This is a genomic window from Candidatus Avelusimicrobium sp. (assembly GCF_056976295.1).
The window spans coordinates 1-18,500 of the sequence record NZ_DBMCTG010000001.1; the positions used below are offsets into that span (position 1 = coordinate 1).

Annotated in this window: 13 protein-coding genes; 8 read left to right on the forward strand and 5 right to left on the reverse strand. The window is 44.3% G+C overall.

Going from position 1 to position 18,500, the window contains the following annotated elements; translation table 11 throughout:
- The 5 genes from ACZOTW_RS00005 to ACZOTW_RS00025 form a co-directional block, all read left to right on the forward strand.
- Positions 1-1,058 (forward strand): McrB family protein (locus ACZOTW_RS00005; RefSeq protein ID WP_483997130.1); only part of this gene is annotated, 1,058 nt, incomplete at its 5' end.
- The gene (locus ACZOTW_RS00010) at positions 1,043-2,251 is read left to right on the forward strand and encodes an McrC family protein (RefSeq protein WP_483997131.1); all 1,209 of its coding nucleotides are present in this window, start codon (positions 1,043-1,045) and stop codon (positions 2,249-2,251) included. The genes ACZOTW_RS00005 and ACZOTW_RS00010, both read left to right, overlap by 16 nt.
- Positions 2,235-3,263 carry an ADP-ribosylglycohydrolase family protein gene (locus tag ACZOTW_RS00015; protein WP_483997132.1) on the forward strand — a complete coding sequence of 343 codons (1,029 nt, stop codon included), beginning with the start codon at positions 2,235-2,237 and terminating at the stop codon, positions 3,261-3,263. Before ACZOTW_RS00010 ends, ACZOTW_RS00015 begins: the two co-directional genes overlap by 17 nt.
- Before the next feature lie 60 nt (positions 3,264-3,323).
- Complete coding sequence (locus ACZOTW_RS00020; RefSeq protein WP_483997133.1) at positions 3,324-4,370, forward strand: DNA cytosine methyltransferase; 1,047 nt, start codon at positions 3,324-3,326, stop codon at positions 4,368-4,370.
- Positions 4,363-6,147, forward strand: coding sequence for an ATP-dependent nuclease (locus ACZOTW_RS00025; protein ID WP_483997134.1), 1,785 nt, complete (start codon positions 4,363-4,365; stop codon positions 6,145-6,147). Before ACZOTW_RS00020 ends, ACZOTW_RS00025 begins: the two co-directional genes overlap by 8 nt.
- Before the next feature lie 478 nt (positions 6,148-6,625).
- Here the strand turns inward: ACZOTW_RS00025 and ACZOTW_RS00030 are convergent, their stop codons facing one another.
- Positions 6,626-8,800, reverse strand: a complete 2,175-nt coding sequence (locus ACZOTW_RS00030) for a bifunctional diguanylate cyclase/phosphodiesterase (protein WP_483997135.1) — start codon at positions 8,798-8,800, stop codon at positions 6,626-6,628.
- 138 nt (positions 8,801-8,938) lie between these two features.
- On the opposite strand from ACZOTW_RS00030, the gene ACZOTW_RS00035 reads away from it, so the two are divergent.
- Positions 8,939-9,871, forward strand: a complete 933-nt coding sequence (locus ACZOTW_RS00035; RefSeq protein WP_483997136.1) for a glycosyltransferase family 2 protein — start codon at positions 8,939-8,941, stop codon at positions 9,869-9,871.
- A 49-nt stretch (positions 9,872-9,920) separates the two neighbouring features.
- On the opposite strand, the gene ACZOTW_RS00040 is transcribed toward ACZOTW_RS00035, so the two are convergent.
- Positions 9,921-10,448: a hypothetical protein gene (locus ACZOTW_RS00040; RefSeq protein WP_428040067.1), complete on the reverse strand. Its 528-nt coding sequence runs from the start codon at positions 10,446-10,448 to the stop codon at positions 9,921-9,923.
- Positions 10,449-10,570: 122 nt separating this feature from the next.
- On the opposite strand from ACZOTW_RS00040, the gene ACZOTW_RS00045 reads away from it, so the two are divergent.
- Positions 10,571-11,779, forward strand: a complete 1,209-nt coding sequence (locus ACZOTW_RS00045) for a phosphopentomutase (protein WP_483997137.1) — start codon at positions 10,571-10,573, stop codon at positions 11,777-11,779.
- A 57-nt stretch (positions 11,780-11,836) separates the two neighbouring features.
- Here the strand turns inward: ACZOTW_RS00045 and ACZOTW_RS00050 are convergent, their stop codons facing one another.
- Positions 11,837-13,768: an NAD(+) synthase gene (locus tag ACZOTW_RS00050; RefSeq protein ID WP_483997138.1), complete on the reverse strand. Its 1,932-nt coding sequence runs from the start codon at positions 13,766-13,768 to the stop codon at positions 11,837-11,839.
- Positions 13,769-13,866: 98 nt separating this feature from the next.
- The gene (locus ACZOTW_RS00055; RefSeq protein ID WP_483997139.1) at positions 13,867-16,350 is read right to left on the reverse strand and encodes a heavy metal translocating P-type ATPase; all 2,484 of its coding nucleotides are present in this window, start codon (positions 16,348-16,350) and stop codon (positions 13,867-13,869) included.
- A 112-nt stretch (positions 16,351-16,462) separates the two neighbouring features.
- On the opposite strand from ACZOTW_RS00055, the gene ACZOTW_RS00060 reads away from it, so the two are divergent.
- Positions 16,463-17,758, forward strand: coding sequence for a hemolysin family protein (locus tag ACZOTW_RS00060; RefSeq protein ID WP_483997140.1), 1,296 nt, complete (start codon positions 16,463-16,465; stop codon positions 17,756-17,758).
- Between the two features lie 36 nt (positions 17,759-17,794).
- Here ACZOTW_RS00060 and ACZOTW_RS00065 read toward each other — a convergent pair whose 3' ends face one another.
- A complete protein-coding gene (locus ACZOTW_RS00065; protein WP_428042331.1) occupies positions 17,795-18,394 on the reverse strand; it encodes an HAD family hydrolase in 600 nt (199 codons plus the stop codon).
- Positions 18,395-18,500 lie beyond the last annotated feature (106 nt).

Below are 18,500 nucleotides of genomic sequence, written 5' to 3' on the forward strand. Positions count from 1 at the left end.
GATATCAGTCTTCGTTTGTTTTTAAGAACTTTATAATTCCCGACACAGAAGAAGAAATACATAACAGACTTTCTGCTATTATTAAAGCGACAGACCATGTCATTAATGATTTTCACCAGGCATTTAATCTCCCCATAAAGGAATCTGTTCAAGAAAAAGAAAGAGCCTTTCCGCTGAACCAAATTCTTTACGGCCCGCCAGGCACTGGAAAAACTTATCATACGGTAATTAAGGCTTTGGAAATTATTAATAATAGGCCATTTACAGAACAAGAGACAACAAAAGAGAAATACGACAACGAACTTCTCCCAGAATTCAATAGACTAAAAAAACAGGGACAAATTCAATTTCTGACTTTCCACCAAAATTACTCTTACGAAGACTTTATGGTGGGAATCCGCCCTGACCTGCAAAATGGGCAGATTTCCTATAAGTTATATGAGGGGCCATTTAAAAAAATAGCCGACGAAGCTCGGAAAATTGAAAACAAGGACAAGAAATATGTCCTCATCATTGACGAAATCAACCGCGGCAATATTTCAAAAATCTTCGGGGAATTAATTACGCTCATTGAAACTGATAAACGCGCTGGCAACAAACACGAATTATCAACGCCGCTGTTGTACCATAAAGATGAAGAAAATGAATTTTCTGTTCCTAATAACTTATATCTCATCGGCACAATGAACACCGCAGATAAATCTATCGCCCTGGTGGATATCGCCTTACGCCGTCGTTTTGTATTTGAAGAAATGATGCCTAATGCGGCATTACTAAACAAAGTAGAAGGATTTGATTTGCCCAACTGGTTTACCAAATTAAACCAAAAAATAACGGCAGAGTTAGACCGCGATCATCAAATCGGCCATAGTTATTTCATCGGTGTAGAAACCATCGCCGATTTGCAACGGGCATTTTACCAATGCATACTCCCCTTGTTAAAAGAATACTTCTACGGAAACCCCGAAAAACTACAAGAAATTATCCCGGGATTTACATCGGAAGAGAAATTAGAGGGAGAGACTTTTAAAACCGCTTTAGAATGTTTAATCAAATAACGACAAAAGAATGGGATAAAGTCAGCTACCAAACGCTAGGCCTTAACCAAGAGCATGCAAAAAAATTCCAAAAGTTTTTAGAGGAAAAACAGTTAGCGCATGCTTTAGATTTTGGCCTAGAGGGCATAACCACCTGCGCCCATGTGGGTATTATCCGATTTGCCGACTTCCAGTTAAACATCCTGCCCAAAATTATTGGGGAGGAAGATTCCTTGTGTTTAGAAAATCTAATGTTTATGCTTCGTTACACACGAAAACTGGAAATCCATTCTATGGACAGCGCTGAAATCAGCCAAACGAAACAGCCCTTTTTAGAGGTTTTAATTGCACACTACGCCAATATACTGTTAAACGCTTTACAACGACATATTCCACACCAATACGAAACCCAGGAAGATAATCTTCCCACCGTTAAAGGGCAAATTCTATTTGCAAAAAATCATCTGGTAAACGCCGCTAATTTGGCGCGCACATATTGTCAGTTTGATGAATTTACCCCGGACAATTTACTTAATCAAACACTTAAATTCGTTTCCCATGCTTTGCAAAAGCTGACAAGCGTATCGCAAACACGCCAGAAATTCCTCAAAATCAATGCCGTGTATGAGGATGTAACTTTACGCCCAGTTGCTTATGCAGAAACTCAAAAAATTATTCTGAACCGCAATCACACGATGTTTAAGGAACCGTTAGAATTAGCGCAGATGTTCTTGCAGAACAGCACAATCAGTTTGCATAATCATACTTTTACCAATCTGGCGATTTTGTTTGATATGAATAAACTGTTTGAAGAGTTTGTATATGTGGCACTTAAACGAACCTATCCAAAATGGAATATAAAAGCCCAAAATACTAAATTGATAATTTCGAGCATTAACAATATACCGAACACAGATTACACCATCCGCCCCGATATTATTGTAAATGGGAATACGATTATAGATACGAAATATAAAATTATTGATTTACCGAATCACAAACCTTCCGAAGCCGACATTTATCAAATGCTTGCGTATTCCAAATTTTATGGAGTTAAAAACATTATTTTATGTTATCCGACATATCAGAAAAATTATCATCTCTTATCTGTGCTAGAAGATAACGATTGTTCTATTACATTGCTTACACTAGATTTACATCAGAAGCTAACAGAATCATACTTACAAAGGATATTTTATGAATCATTTAACTAGGTGCAAAGGCTGCCTAATCGGCGGGGCAATCGGAGACGCTTTAGGTTATCCGATAGAATTTATGTCGCAGGAAAGCATTTTTTATAAGTACGGTTCTGATGGCCTAACGGATTATGTACTCACAAACAATATCGCCCAAATATCAGACGATACCCAAATGACTTTATTTACCGCGGATGCGATTATCTGCGCTAAAAACAAATTTCCCCAACAATGGCTAAATGAAGGCGTGCTAATCCCCTATATTTTTCACTGCTATCAGGACTGGCTGCTTACCCAAACAGAAGACTATCCACTGCCCGATAGCACCTCGACATATTCTAATCTCGTTCATATTCCTGAACTATTTGCGCGGCGCGCGCCGGGAACCACTTGTATGGAAGCCCTGCGTGGCAGGCAAATGGGAACCATTACAAAACCGCTAAATGACAGTAAAGGATGCGGCGGAGTTATGCGTGTGGCTCCCTTAGCATTGGCTCTATACGGACAGAATGTCTCCTTCGCTCAAGCCGCCTTATTAGGGGCCAAAGCGGCGGCCATTACACACGGACACGAACTAGGCTATATTCCGGCAGCGGCATTAACTTTCTTGATAGCAGAATTATTAAACGGAGTTTCACTTGAAGAGTCAGTTAAACACATAAGCCCTTTCCTAATTTCGCTGTTTCCAATGTCAGAAAATCTAAACAGATTGCTGATGTTGATTGCACGAGCGCAAACACTTGCTCACCTAAACGTCCCCGCTGATAAAGCATTTAAATTGTTGGGACAAGGTTGGGTGGCAGAGGAAACGCTGGCAATCGCCGTTTATTGCGCTCTCAAATACAGCAACGACTTTGAAAAAGGCGTTTTAACCGCCGTTAATCACTCTGGCGACAGTGACTCTACCGGCAGCGTAACCGGACAAATTCTAGGGGCATATTTGGGTTTTGAAGCAATTCCTCAAAAATGTATTCAACCGTTGGAATTAAAAGAGGCAATCATTAAATATGCAGAAGATTTAGGACATTGATAATCTGGGCCAAATATACTTTAATAGAAATAAAGAGATATTTTCTGATATCAAGATGATATGAAAAATAAAATTTTTGCATTAGATTTATTTTGTGGAGCTGGCGGTTTAACTCGAGGCATGTTAGATGCGGGGATTGATGTTGTTGCTGGCATAGACATAGATACGGATGCAAAATTTGCATATGAAACGAATAATATTCGGCAAAATGGAAAATCTTGTCAATATATACAACAAGATATTACAACAATTTCTCCAGCAACTTTAAAAAAGCTTCTTCCATCAAGACGTTATAAAAAATTTCTTCTTGCAGGATGCGCGCCTTGTCAGCCTTTTTCAAGAAAAAATAATAAAGATACAAAGACCGATTCCCGCAAAACACTACTTGAAGAATTTGCAAAATTGGTTTCTTCTCTTACTCCTGATTTGGTCTTTATGGAGAATGTCCCTGGGCTTCCTAAGTTGGCTCCTCGAATTTTCACAACTTTTTGTAATACATTAAAAAAAGAAGGCTTTAAATATATTCAATATGGCGTCATAGATGCGAAGTGGTATGGGGTTCCTCAAAATCGCAAACGTTTCGTCTTGCTCGCTGCAAAGACCCACTCTGTATCGATTCCTACCCCAATCTTTACTGAAAAAACAGGATTTTGTACTGTGTATCCAACAATAGCCAAACTTCCTGTATTAAAAGCAGGAGAACAGAACGCCAAAGATGAACTCCATCGCAGCGCAGGTCTTTCTCCACTAAACCTAAGAAGAGTAAAAATTATAAAAAAGAACAGATCGGAATTACCTGAAGAATTAGTTTTGGCATGTCACAAACATACAACAGGGCATCACGATGCCTATGGGAGAATGGATCCTGATAAACCTGCTCCAACTTTAACTACTCGCTTTTTCTCTATTACTACCGGCCGCTACATCCATCCTACTCAAAATAGAGCAATATCTTTAAGAGAGGGGGCTTTGTTACAAACCTTTCCCAAAAACTATCAATTTCACGGAAGCATGCAATCTATAGCTAAACAAATAGGAAATGCTGTTCCTCCAAAAATGGCCAAAGAATTGATTTCAGCATTAGTAACAGGAAACAAAAATGTCTAAAGATGATACCATTATTGAATCATTACAAAAAATGTATGAACAAGGACAATTTGCCCCTTGTTTAGATTATATTCGTTTCCCAGCATACAAAAAGTTTTCTCCTGACAGCAGAATTGATTTTAAATTTCCGATAACAGCACTAGTAGGTCAAAATGGCTCAAACAAATCTTCCGTATTAAGAGCAATTTATAGCGCTCCCCGCAATATGAGTCTTAGTGAGTTTTGGTTCTCAACTGATTTAGATACTATTCCAAGAGATCATGCTTTTGTATATGGATATTTTAACCAAGAAGCTGAGCAACAAGTAGAAGTCGCTAAAAATCGTGTAAGTAAAACAATAGAGGGACGTTTCATGCCAGATTATTGGGAACCAACAAAACCCAGAAAAAAATTTGGAATGGCACTCTTCGAGTATCACGAAGGGATGAAAGGCTGCTCCAAAACTCGCTGGAATACTATTGTAAAACCTGTAGAATATCTTGATTTTAGACATGATGCAATTAGTGCATATGATAAATTTTTCTATTATGGCAAATTCAATAAAACTAAAACTATTTTCACTAAACAAGATTTTATCAGAAAACGCTCCAAGTTGCTTAGTAAATTTCTCTTGCAGGGAGGTGACTCTTTTGTCTTTCACAAAAAAAATAGAATAGTGTCAAAAACTATTTTGACCGATTCTTTGGTTGAGCGAATCTCTCATATCCTTGATAAAAAATATTCAAAAATTATTATCATCAAACATACCTTTTTTACCAATGAACCCGCTGATACTATTTTATTACAAACACAAGATTTATCTGTAGATTATACAGAGGCTTTCGCAGGCAGTGGAGAATTTGCTGTAATATCATTGGTAAACCAAGTATCTAAAGCCAAAGAAAAATCCTTAATCCTATTAGACGAACCCGAGGTGTCAATACATCCAGGAGCTCAAGAGAAATTAGTTGAGTTTTTATTAGAAGAAGCGAAAAAACATAAACATCAAATTATCTTTTCAACACATTCACCATCAATGTTGACTCTACTTCCCAAAGAAGCAATTCATGTTTTGTATCAAGATGCACAAGGGGAAACCCGAGTTCTGTCAGATATTCATCGCGATCAAGCATTTACTAAAATTGGTTGGAATCCAAACAAAAAGACGATTGTAGTTGAGGATACTACATCCCAAGATTTACTGCAATATATTTTAGACTCAGAAGGTCTAAGTGAGAATTTTGATATCAAAATATTTCCTGGTGGTGCCGAAACAATTAAAACAAAACTAATTGCTCAGAATGCAATGTTGGATGAAAAAAACTTTTTATATTATCTTGATGGAGACAAAAGAAAAGAACATATCAATCCCGATGACATTGCCCCTTCCGATTATTCTCAACTGGACAATAAAATCAAAGAATGTACGGGATGTGAGATTTGCATACCCTGTGATGGACATAATGGCACATCCGATGTCAACAAGAAAAGACCTTTACAACTAAAATTTTTAGCTTATTATAGAAAACATGTAGAATACCTTCCTTGTAATATTCCCGAAGATATTATATGGAAAACAATTCCTGCACAAGAGAAGAATAAGATTTCTACTAATGATACAAAAGAATGTTTTTCGTTACTGACGAAACATTTACTACTTGATAATAGAGCAGATGATATCAGAAGAATAAAACAAATGTTTATTAAAAAAATTGATATTGAGAACAACAAAGAATGTAAACAAATCCGTGCCGTTATAAAAAATTTTTTAGAAAAATCTTCTGTTCTGGTTAATTAATTCCCTGTTATGATTTTAGGGAATTTGGGCGATATCACCAAGTTCAGCACTATACAGAGTTGCGCCCTTTCCTTATGTAATAAGGGGAAAACACAAAAATTCCCTGTATTTTCCCTGCATATCAGGGAATTTGTCACTACTTTAAGAGTATTATTTCGCCCATCTTAATATCTGGATAGAAAATAGATACAAAAGGCGCTCCGCAACATAAAGATATTCCCCGTTTGCAGGCCCAGAAGAACTATCTTTTAGACGGGGGAAGCAATAGCAACTGGGTAGCCGCAAGTGGACACCACCCCATATTAGATCCCGCTGAACTTTTGGCGGGATTTTTTAATGCCTATTTCCCCCAATTTAATAGTAAAAACTTAATTTTTTGTAATTTGATTTTAATTGATATTCGTAACCGATACGGCCGATAACAGATTTAAGGGGTTCTGCCTGCGCGTATTCGGATAGTTGCTAAAACAAAGTCCGGCTAAATGCCGCTGTTCAGCCGGTGTTCAAAGTCGGTAATCGTGAGGGGTTTGGCGAATAAATAGCCTTGTGCCAAATTACAGCCGATTCCCTGCAAAAAGTCCGCTTGTTCGCGGGTTTCCACCCCTTCGGCCACAATTTTAATGCCTAATGTTTTAATCATCGCCACGGCCCCCTTAATTACTTTTTGGGCGTGCGGATTATGTTCAAAACCGCGCAAAAACTCTTTATCCAGTTTGATGCTGTCAAACTGCAAGTCTTTCAGTACATTTAAGGAAGAATAGCCGGAGCCGAAATCATCCATCGCCACAGAAAAGCCGTTCCCGTGCAGTTGGCGGATGATATTCTGCGCGTGATCCAAGTTGTTAAAAATGACACTTTCAGTCAGTTCCACTTCAATCAGTTCGTGCGGTACGCCGTACTTATTTACCAAACGCAACATTTGGGGAATATAGCGGGAATCGTTTAAGTGGAGCCGGGAAAAATTAACGGCTATCGGCACTTGTTTAAGGCCTTTAATTTTCCACGCAGCCAAAAGCCGGGAAACTTCTTCCAAAATAAACATATCCAGGCGCAAAATGAAACCGTTTTTTTCAAAAATCGGGATAAAATCGTCCGGCCGTACAATTTTTCCGCCCGCACTCTGCCACCGCACCAAGGCTTCGGCTCCGCGCATTTCTCCCGTGGCAAAATCACATTTAGGCTGTAAATAAACGGCAAAATCTCCGTGGCGCAAAGCATCTTCCATTGTGTTTTCAATTTGTTTTTCCGCTACAATCCGCTTGCGGTCGGCTTCGTCGTAAAATTCGCATTTGTCAACAGACATCTTTTTGGCTTTTTCCAATGCCAAGTGAGCACGGTCCAGCATAATATAAAAGGGAATTTCTTCTTTGATTTCATACACGCCAAAAGCGATGTCTATCATCAGGCAGGAATCTTCCACCGTGCAATCTCGGCGCAGTTGCGTGTTGAGTGTATGCAAACGAGCCAAAAGAGAACGGCGGTCCGAATATTTTAACAACAGGATAAAATTGTCGGCAGACAAACGGCAAAAGCACTCATCGGGGAAAACGTGCTCACGCAAGACCTGCGCAATACGCTGCAACACCTGGTTGCCGCGTTCGTAACCGTGCAAATCATTAATAACCTTAAATTTATTAATATCAAAAATCACCAAGGCCGCACGTCCGTGCAGTTCCGCCAGTTTTTGCGGGAACATTTCACACATCCGGTTAAAGTTGTCGGCGCCAGTCAAATTATCCACAAATGCCGTGGCAAACAATTGGCGGTTGCTGTATGCCCGCATATGCAAAATATAAAAAATGAGCGAAAAGAAAATAGCAAATACAGACGCAAATAAAATAAGCGATAAAACCGCCAAATGCTGGGCGCGTTCTTCCACAAATTGCGTGGGCAAGGACGACACCATATACCACCCGTTCCGCCCCAGCGGAATAAAATACAAAAAGCGTGTTCTTCCGTCTAACGGTGCGCTTATCAAAGCCGTTTTTCCGTTTGAAACCGTTTGCCGCAATTTTGCCAACTCTTTACTGCCGGGCAAGGTTTTATCCAACTGGCTAAAAATATTTTTAAACCCCACTTTGCGCGGAGACAGCACCAAGTTTCCGCTTCGCTCTATAATTAAGGAAGAACCTTTATCCCCCATAGCCGACAGGGTAAGTAGCGGCTGATATCGGTCGGGCAATTGCAACGCAAAAAGCGTACCCAAGGGGCGGCCATCTTTATAAAGCGCAACGGACTGCACCAACACATCGGCTCCGTCTAACGGGTCGGCCTGACGGACGGAAAGGTATTTTCCCTGTTCCAAGGTGCGGGCTGAAATATCGGCCACAAAAGCCGACGTAAAATTACGATGGGAAGACAAATACAACTTCTTGTCCGCCGTAATAACGCCCAATAATTTAAAATAGTTGTGATTCGTTTGCCTTCGCAGAAAATCGGTCAACTGCGCGGAATCCGCCCACGGGTACGAATCCTGCACCGTTAAGGCTAAGGAGGCAAGCACCTGTTCATCCGTTTCAAGCAGGCGGTCAAAGTCGCTGGCGGCTTCTTTACCGGCGGCGGCCACATTTAATTTTACGTCGGCAGCCAAAATTTCGCTCACTTGTTGCCAATAAAACACCACGCCCGCCGCTATTACTCCTGCGGCAGCCAAAAAAAGCAAAATAAAAAACCGAAACGAAATCTTTTTAATACCATCCTCCCGCTAGGCCGGGTTTGTACAATTTATTATATCAATTATACGGGCTTTTACCGGAATAAATCTGCCCGGCTTTTATGCTATAATCTCTGTATGAAAATAGCCTTAATTGTGCCTGCCTATAATGAAGAAGAAGCCCTGCCTGTATTTTGGCAGGCAGTAGAACCTGTTTTGCAAAAAGAAAACGGTTTCCGCTTTGAGTACATTTTTGTAAATGACGGGAGCACAGACGGAACTCGCTCTTACTTAAAAGACTTGTCCGCCCGTAACAAATATGTAAAGGTAATCTCGTTATCCCGCAATTTTGGTAAGGAAGCCGCGCTGACCGCCGGACTAAATGAGGCAGTCCAAGCCGATGCGGCTATTGTAATGGATGCGGACTTGCAGGACCCGCCGGAACTCATCCCCGCTTTTTTGGAAAAATTTAAAGAAGGCTATGACGTGGTTTACGGCACCCGCCAAAACCGCCAAACGGACTCTGGGCTAAAACGCATTAGCGCAAATGCTTTTTATAAGTTCTACAACTTTATTTCCACCCGCCCAATGCCCGAAAACGCCGGGGATTGTCGCCTAATCAGCCAGCGCGTGGTGCAGGCCCTTTTGCAACTTCCGGAAAGGGAACGCTTTATGAAGGGGCTTTTTAACTGGGTAGGTTTCAAGTCTGTTTCTATACTCTTTGTGCGCCAGGCCCGCCAAGCAGGCAAAACCAAGTGGAACTATTGGCGGCTGTGGAACTTTGCGCTGGAAGGCATAACCGCTTCTACTACCATACCGTTGCGTTTATGGACCTATTTCGGCTTTTCAGTTTCGCTCTTTGCGTTTTTGTATGCGCTGTGGGTGGCGGCTAAAAAAATTATCTTTGGCAACCAGGTGAGCGGGTACTCGTCTTTAATGGTGGCGATTTTGTTTTTCAGCGGAGTACAACTTATTTCCTTGGGTGTTATCGGCGAATATTTAGGCCGGACTTTTATGGAAGTAAAACAACGCCCGTTGTATATTATAGATGAAAAAATAAATTGCCAATAACGTAAAAAGCCGCCCCGTAACAAGGCTGCTTTTTTGGAAATAAATCCGTTTACGAGTGCGCTTCTTTGGCGGAAGCGGCCGTTTCCTGTTGGCGGAAAAATCCCAAGGTTTGTTGGGAGTAGGCAAAAAACGGATAGAAATCATTTTCCGGTTTGCGCAGTTCCGTTTCCGCAATTTCAATATGAAACAGTTTCTTTTTAGATACTGCAAATAAGCGTACCATAGCCGGCGAAGTAGGCGCGGGCATTTCGCTTCCCAGCGGCAAAGGTGTCATTTTGCCTGTTAATTTGCTGGCGTGGGCCAACATACGCGCGGCGGCTTCTTGCAAGGCTTCGTGTCCGTGCCCGCCGATTACACCGCCCAAACCGCTTTTGCTATTATTTTCAAAATATAAACTGCTGTCGCCCAGCGAATTAGTCGCTAAAAACAAATGTTTTGTTTCCGCGCCGTCCAAAAAGGCCATTTCAATTCCCGCAACAGAAATCTCATCCGGGCCGATCTCAATCACACCTTTACGGTTTTCCAAATTTTTTACATCCAGCCAAAAATTCCGCATATTCATATAGGCTTGTTTCATAAGTATTCCCCCTTGTTTCCTATATACTATATCATTTTGCGCTGTGGCGCGTGTTCAAAACCGGGTTAGACGGCCCGGCCTTTTTTGGGTATAATAAAAGAAAAGTCTTGGAGGTATATTTTATGGCTCAAAAAGGACGTGCAGTTATTTTGATGATGGACTCTTTCGGCATTGGCGGAGCAGAAGATGCCGCTAAATTTGGAGACAGCGGTGCCGATACATTAGGCCACATTGCCGCCGCACAGGGCGGTCTAAAAGTACCCAATTTGGCAAAACTTGGCTTGTTAAAAGCAGCCGAAGCCTCCACCGGCCGTACCCCGCAAGCAGGCACGCAGGAAGGGGCAAAGATTGATTTGCCGTCTAAATATGGTTTTATGCGGGAAATCAGCCATGGCAAAGACACCTCCTCCGGGCATTGGGAAATGGCCGGTTCGCCCGTACAGTTTGAGTGGGGCTATTTCAAGCCGGATTACCCTTCGTTCCCGGCTGAACTTATCAAAAAGATTTGCGACGAAGCGGAACTGCCCGGCATTTTAGGCAATACGGCGGCCAGCGGTACGGTGATTATTGACGAATTGGGCGAAGAACATATTAAAACTGGGAAACCCATTTGCTACACATCAGCCGACAGCGTGTTTCAGATTGCCGCGAGCGAAAAACATTTCGGCTTGGACCGCTTGTATAAACTGTGTGAAATTGCTTTCAAGCACGTCGCGCCGTACAATATTGCGCGTGTGATTGCCCGCCCGTTTGAGGGTGAAAAACGGGGAGAATTTAAACGCACCAAAAACCGCCACGATTATTCCGTAAAACCGCCGATGCCTACGGTTTTAGATGAAATTAAAAACGCGGGCGGTGAGGTTATTTCCGTTGGTAAAATTTCGGATATTTTCGCCAAACAGGGTATTACCCGGGCGGTTAAAGCCTCCGGCTTGGAAGAACTTTGGAACATAACCTTGCAAGAAGCCAAAAACGCGCCCGATTTCAGCCTGACGTTCACCAACTTTGTGGATTTTGATATGACTTGGGGCCACCGCCGCGACGTGGCCGGATATGCGGGCGGATTGGAATATTTTGATAAACGATTACCGGAATTGGCCGCGCAAATGAAAGAAGGCGACATCGCTTTTATTACCGCCGACCACGGTTGCGACCCCACCTACAAAGGTACTGACCATACACGCGAGCACGTCCCGGTGATTATGTTCGGCCCCAATATAAAGCCGGCTTTTCTCGGCGGGCGGGATACTTACGCCGACATTGGCCAAACGATAGCGGACTATTTTAAATTGCCGTCCCTTAAATTTGGCAAGAGTTTTCTAAACGACTAACGCAAACAGCCCCGGGTAATAAATTCCCGGGGCTGTTTTTTTGTGTATCAAAACGCATTAGCGCAGATTTTCCGCTTCGGCTAACCATACGTCCGCGCTTGCATCGCTGGGCATACGCCAATCCCCGCGCGGAGATAAAGCCACCGCACCTACTTTCGGGCCGTCTGGCAAACAGGAGCGTTTAAACTGCTGGGCAAAGAATCGGCGGAAAAACACTTTGAGCCATTTCTTAATAGTTGCCGAATCAAATTTCTTGGAAAAGGCTTGATGTGCCAAAAAATAAATTTTGGCAGGGGAAAAGCCATAACGCAGGAAATAGAACAAAAAGAAATCGTGCAATTCGTACGGGCCGACTAAATCCTCTGTTTTTTGCGCAATTTGGCCCTGTGCGTCGGCAGGCAACAGTTCGGGACTAATCGGTGTGGCCGCGATATCTTGCAAAACAGCCTGTGTTTGCTTGTCCGTTTCGTGTTGGGCGGCCCACAGCACCAGCGAGCGCACCAAGGTTTTGGGCACCCCCGCATTGACTCCGTACATAGACATATGGTCGCCATTATAGGTGGCCCACCCGAGGGCTAATTCGGACAAATCTCCCGTACCGATTACCATACCGCCGGTTTGATTGGCAATATCCATTAAAATTTGGGTGCGTTCGCGTGCTTGGGTGTTTTCGTAAGTAACGTCCTTCACTTTTTCGTCGTGTCCAATATCGGCAAAGTGCTGTTGGCACGCTTTTTTTATGCTTACTTCCCGCCAGGTAATACCCAAATTTTTCATTAACGCAAGAGCATTTTGGTAGGTCCTGTCCGTTGTGCCGAAGCCCGGCATCGTTACGCCGACAATGCCCGTACGCGGCAAGCCGAGTTTATCAAAGGTCTTTGCGCAAACAAGTAAAGCCAACGTGGAATCTAACCCGCCGGAAATGCCGATAACCGCCGTTTGGGCGTGCGCGTTTTTAATGCGTGTCGCTAACCCCATTACCTGGATATTAAAAATTTCTTGGCAATTTTCGTCCAACCGGCTCCCGCGCGGTACAAAAGGAGTGGGCGACACAAACCGCTCTAAATGCGTAATTGGCAAGACAGGTTGTCCGGATTCTATCAATTCGTACGGATCCGCCGTTTCATACGCGCTGTCCGCGCGGAAAGTGGTATTTATCAAGCGTTCCGCACGCAGACGTTCCACGTCAATTTCGGCTGATACAAGTTGCGCTTCGGCGGAAAAACGCTCCGCAAACGCAAGCGGTGTACCGTTTTCGTAAATAAGCGCGTTAGAGGCAAATACCACGTCAGTAGTGGACTCCCCAAACCCGCACGAAGCATACACATAACCGCACAAACAGCGGGCCGATTGTTGGGCGACAAGTTCGCGCACATAGGCGTGTTTGCCCGTCAAAGCGTTACTGGCAGACAAATTAAAAATCACGTCCGCCCCCTGCAAGGCCAACCGGGAGGACGGCGGAATAACCGCCCACAAATCTTCGCAAATTTCTATGCCAAATTTCATCCCGCCCGCTTCAAACAGCAAATCTGTCCCGGCGGAAACAGGCATACCGCACAAGGTTACTTCGTTGCCGCCCCACTCTAAAGCAGAGGTAAACCAACGCTGTTCATAAAACTCTTTATAATTGGGCAAATAGGTTTTCGGCACTACTCCCAAAATTTCGCCGCGGTAACATACCGCCGCCGCATTTAATAAGACATTGTCCGCCAGGACCGGAAGCCCCACTATAAAAATAATATCCAATCCTTCCGTACGGCGCAAAAGAGCCCCCAACACCCGCTCTGCGGCTTGGGCCAAAAGCGATTTTAAAAACAAATCCCCACAAGTGTATCCCGTCAAACATAATTCGGGAAATGCCACTACGCGCACTCCTTGCTGGGCGGCTTGGCTAATTAAATGTTCCAGTTGGGCGGCATTGAAAGCCGTATCGGCTACTTTTACAAGCGGCACGCCTGCCGCTACTTTTACAAAACCAAAATGGCTCATAGGGTATAAGTCTCCTTGTGGGATATCTAATTTTATTTTATCAATTATAAAGGCCGGGTGCTTGTGCCGCCCGGCCTGTTTTATAAACGGGTAAGAATCTATTGGATAGAAACTACCTCATACCCGGCATCTTGCACTGTTTTTTTGAGGACTTCCTCATCTAGTGCAGTCGCCGATTCCACCACCGCCATTTTTTTGCCCAGATTAACGCGGGCTTCCACACCCGGAAGCGCATTTAAGGCGCGTTCCACGCGGGCGGCACAATGTCCGCAGACCATTCCTTCAATAATTAATGTTTTACGCATATGCTTTTCCCCTTTTGTCTGTTTATTTTTCACCTCTGCCGGTTTAAAAAAACGCAGCCGGAGCGCATTAGTAACTACACACACCGAACTGAAACTCATTGCCGCAGCCGCCACCATTGGGTTCAGTTTCCACCCTAGCGGCCCGTATAACACACCCGCCGCCAAAGGTATTGCCAGTATGTTATAAAAGAATGCCCAAAATAAATTTTCCTTTATGTTATTTAGCACCGCGCGGCTTAATTCCAAGGCAACTAACACGCCCGTCAAATCGTTCTTTAATAGTACCATATCGGCCGATTCCGCCGCTACATCCGTACCGTTGCCGAACGAAATACCCACATCGGCCCGCACCAAAGCCGGCGCATCATTCACACCGTCTCCGGCCATAGCCACCACTTCGCCTGATGCTTGCAAACGGCTGATAACAGCCTCCTTGTCCTGCGGCAACACACCCGCAATAACAGTTTCAATCCCCGTTTGGCGGGCCACTTCACGCGCGGTTAGTTCGTTATCGCCCGTTAAAAGCACAGTTTTAAGCCCCTTTTGTTTGAGTTGCGCCACCGTTTCCGCCGCCGTAGGCTTTATGGTGTCCGCATACAGCACCGCACCCAAATATTTTTTTCCACGCGCAAAAAAGATAGGAATTTTACCGCCCTGTGCGGCCCCGGCAGACAAGGTATCCCCTTGGGGAATTTCTATACCGCAAGCACTCAGCCATTTTAAATTTCCGCCGCGCAAGGTTTCCCCTCCCACCTGGGCTATAACCCCGCAACCAGGTTCCAATGCAAAATTTTCCCCTGGGGGCAAGGATATATTTTTACTTTTTGAGTATTGCACCAAGGCCCGCGCAAACGGATGTTGGGAAAATTGTTCCAACCCGGCCGCTTGGCTGATTAACTCCTCCTCCGTTATCCCCTTGGCGGGCAATACGGCAGACACTTGCATTTTCCCCGTGGTAACGGTACCTGTTTTATCCAGCACTACCGTAGTAATCCGATTGGCCCGTTCCAATACGGCTGCACTTTTGACTAAAATCCCGTTGCGGGCCGCTGTGCCCGTGCCTACCATAATAGCCGTGGGCGTGGCAAGCCCCAACGCACACGGACAGGAAATAACCAATACCGAAATCGCCGCCGACAAGGCAAATGAAAAATCTTGCCCGGCAAACAGCCATACAACCACCGTAAGTAAGGCTATCCCCAATACTGCCGGCACAAACACCGCGCTCACGCGGTCGGCTAGTCTTGCGATAGGGGCTTTACTGCCCGAAGCGGCTTCCACCAAACTAATAATTTGCGAAAGCGTGGTATCCTTGCCTGTGCGGAGCACACGCACCTGCAAATAGCCGTTTGTCAAGAGCGTTCCCGCCGCCACCTTGGCCCCTGCGGTTTTATCCTGCGGCACGCTCTCTCCCGTCAAGGCGGACTCATCCGTCCAGCCGCTCCCTTGCGTAATTTCGCCGTCCGCGGCAATCCGTTCCCCGGAGCGCACCGCCAATATATCCCCCGGGACGACCCCTTCTACGGGAATTTGCACTTCCTGGCCGCTTCGTATGACCGTGGCTTGGGCAGGTAACAGCCGCACCAAGGCGGAAATAGCAGCGGACGTTTTGACCTTGGCCCGCGCTTCCAGCCATTTACCCAAGGTAACTAATGTTAAAATCATTGCGGCTGATTCAAAATACAAGTTACCCGCCGTTTCAAATGCGGCGCTCCAATTTTCGGGTTGCATTAAATACAACACTTTAAAGAGCGTCCACACCCCGCTGATAACCGCCGCCCCTGAACCCAAAGCCACCAAACTATCCATATTGGGCGCGCCTAAAAAAAGTTGTTTTAGCCCGCGCGTAAAAAATTGGCGGTTTAAAAAAAGCACCGGAAGTACCAGCAAAAATTGCACCAAAACAAAGATGCCCGGATTGTGCATTATGCCAGCAGGCACTAATCCGCCCGCCATATGCCCCATATTCACATACATTAAAGGCAATAAAAACCCGAGAGAAAACCAAAAACGCATCTTTAATGTTTCAGCCTGCGCTTGCGCTAAGGCTTGCGGCGCCGTATTTTGTTTTTCTGAGGGCACATCATATCCCGCCCGGCGTACGGCGGACACAATGTCTGCCGGAACTAATTTATCCCCATCATAATCTACATACAAGATATTTTGTAATAAATTGACAACCGCCGAGTGCACCCCGGGTATGCGCGACACGGCTTTTTCCACATGCGCCTGGCAAGCGGAACAAGTCATTCCCGAAACAAGAAATTTCCTTTGCATATCTAAAAACCCCCTGCTAATAAGAATAAACCCTACAAGGCAAATTGTCAAGGAGAAAAGAAGATGGAATTTGCCTTTATCCGCCTGCTTTTTGCTACACTATATATGAAATATGACGATACTTATTATTATTTTGATGCTTATTTTGAATGCCTTGCTGGCCGCTTACGAAATGGCCCTGGCATCTGTTTCCCGCACGAAATTGTCCATTTTGGCACAAGAAAAGCGTTCCGGTGCGGAACAAGCCCTATTTATGAAAGACCATATGGAAGGCAGTTTGGCGGTAGTGCAGATTGGTATTACGCTAGTAGGTGCGGTAGCCGCCGCTACGGGTGGAGCCGGAGCAGACGAAATGTTTTCCCCCATTTTGCAGAATTGGTTTGATTTGCCTAAGCGGCTTGCCGATGCGTTAGCGGTTGCGTTTGTAGTGGTACCGTTAAGTTTTGTTACCATTATTTTCGGCGAACTGACGCCCAAAACTTTTGCCATTAAAAACAAAGAATTTGTAGTGCTCAAATGTTCCCCAGTAATGCGCGTGCTTTACACGCTGTTATCGCCCATTGTGCACATAATGGAAGCCATCGTCCGCTTTTTTACCCAAAAGACCTTTACCAAAACGCTTGACCCTAAGGAAGCCCAAAAAGCCGCTATGGCCGATTTACGCACTGCGGCGGCCATTGCTTCGTCTTCGCGCTTGTTCGGCAAGACGGAGGAAAAAATTGTGCTGTCCAGCGCGATGTTTTGCATCCGCAAAATTCGTGAAATTCAAGTTCCTTTAAATCAAGTATATATGCTGGATGCCGACGATTCTATTGCGGATACCTTTGTAAAAGCGCATTTGGATATGCATACCCGTTTCCCGGTAAAGGAACACCCCGAGGACCCGCAGAGCATTATCGGCTACTTAAACTTTAAGGATATTTTTTTATCAACTAAAATGTCGGGCGGTGCGCCGACAAGCGCGCGTTCCATTGTCCGCCCCGTACTGCGCTTGGAAGCCGATACCATTATTTCAACCGCGCTTGAAAAAATGATGAAGAGCAAACAGCACTTGTGTTTGGTAACCGAGGACGAAAAAATCACGGGAATTTTGACCTTAGAGGATATTTTTGAAGAAATGGTAGGCGAAATTGAGGACGAATACGATTTCTTTCCCGCTTATATAAAACCGTTTGGCAAAGCGTGGATTGTCAGCGCCAGTGCCAAAATGGCAGAAGTATTTGAGCGGCTGGATTTATCTATCCCGGCCGATGTGCCAGACAATATGACGATGGAAAAATGGATTGGAATCAAACTCGACCGCCAACCCACCAAAAACGAAAAGATAAAGGCCAACGGCATTATATTAGAAACGCGCAAATTCCGCCGCCATAAACTAATGGAAGCCATTGTAAGCAAGGCCGAATAAACACTATCTAACGCCCCGGTTTTTCCCGGGGTGTTTTTATAAAATTCCCCGTTTAATAAGTTCAACGTGCAGTTGTTCCGGATTGGTAAAAAGAATTGCATCAATTCCCAAAGCCTGGGCGACAGAAACATTATCTTGGTTATCGTCCGTAAATATACAGTTATCCGCCTGCAACTGGTAGCGGAATAGTAACCGCTTGTAAATTTCCGGCTCCGGCTTGTTCATTTTTTCCTCGCCTGATAAAACAATGCCGTCAAAAAGGCCTAAAAAATCAAACTTTTTTTGGGCAATAGGAAACGTCTCCGCCGACCAGTTGGAAAGCGCAAATATCCGGTAATTTTTATATTTTAATTCACGCAAAAGTTGCACGGTTCCTTTAATTGGCCCGCCTAACATTTCCTCCCAGCGCAAGAAATAAGCATCTATTTGCGGTGCATACTTAGGATATTGCGCCTTGGCCTGAGCAATCCCTTCGGCAAACGGACGGCCCGCATCTTGTTTGGCGTTCCAGACAGGTGAGCAAACGGAGGTCAAAAACCACTCCATTTCTTCCGCGGAAGCAAAAATTTTTTTATACAGGTAGCGAGGATTCCAGTCAATTAACACCCCGCCTAAATCAAAAATGATATCTTTCATTTCTCCCCCCTTGCTTTATTATAACTTGCACAAAACACCCTGTAAATACCTATAAACAAAAACCCCGCTAGGCAGTAAGCCAAAGCGGGGCAAAGAGATTTTAAAC

What these genes read in the sequence shown, in the direction of transcription:
- ACZOTW_RS00010 (WP_483997131.1), top strand. Translation starts at nt 1,043, where the DNA reads ATGTTTAATCAAATAACGACAAAAGAATGGGATAAAGTCAGCTACCAA.
- ACZOTW_RS00015 (WP_483997132.1), top strand. Translation starts at nt 2,235, where the DNA reads ATGAATCATTTAACTAGGTGCAAAGGCTGCCTAATCGGCGGGGCAATC.
- ACZOTW_RS00020 (WP_483997133.1), top strand. Translation starts at nt 3,324, where the DNA reads ATGAAAAATAAAATTTTTGCATTAGATTTATTTTGTGGAGCTGGCGGT.
- ACZOTW_RS00025 (WP_483997134.1), top strand. Translation starts at nt 4,363, where the DNA reads ATGTCTAAAGATGATACCATTATTGAATCATTACAAAAAATGTATGAA.
- ACZOTW_RS00035 (WP_483997136.1), top strand. Translation starts at nt 8,939, where the DNA reads ATGAAAATAGCCTTAATTGTGCCTGCCTATAATGAAGAAGAAGCCCTG.
- ACZOTW_RS00040 (WP_428040067.1), bottom strand. Translation starts at nt 10,448, where the DNA reads ATGAAACAAGCCTATATGAATATGCGGAATTTTTGGCTGGATGTAAAA.
- ACZOTW_RS00045 (WP_483997137.1), top strand. Translation starts at nt 10,571, where the DNA reads ATGGCTCAAAAAGGACGTGCAGTTATTTTGATGATGGACTCTTTCGGC.
- ACZOTW_RS00050 (WP_483997138.1), bottom strand. Translation starts at nt 13,768, where the DNA reads ATGAGCCATTTTGGTTTTGTAAAAGTAGCGGCAGGCGTGCCGCTTGTA.
- ACZOTW_RS00055 (WP_483997139.1), bottom strand. Translation starts at nt 16,350, where the DNA reads ATGCAAAGGAAATTTCTTGTTTCGGGAATGACTTGTTCCGCTTGCCAG.
- ACZOTW_RS00060 (WP_483997140.1), top strand. Translation starts at nt 16,463, where the DNA reads ATGACGATACTTATTATTATTTTGATGCTTATTTTGAATGCCTTGCTG.
- ACZOTW_RS00065 (WP_428042331.1), bottom strand. Translation starts at nt 18,394, where the DNA reads ATGAAAGATATCATTTTTGATTTAGGCGGGGTGTTAATTGACTGGAAT.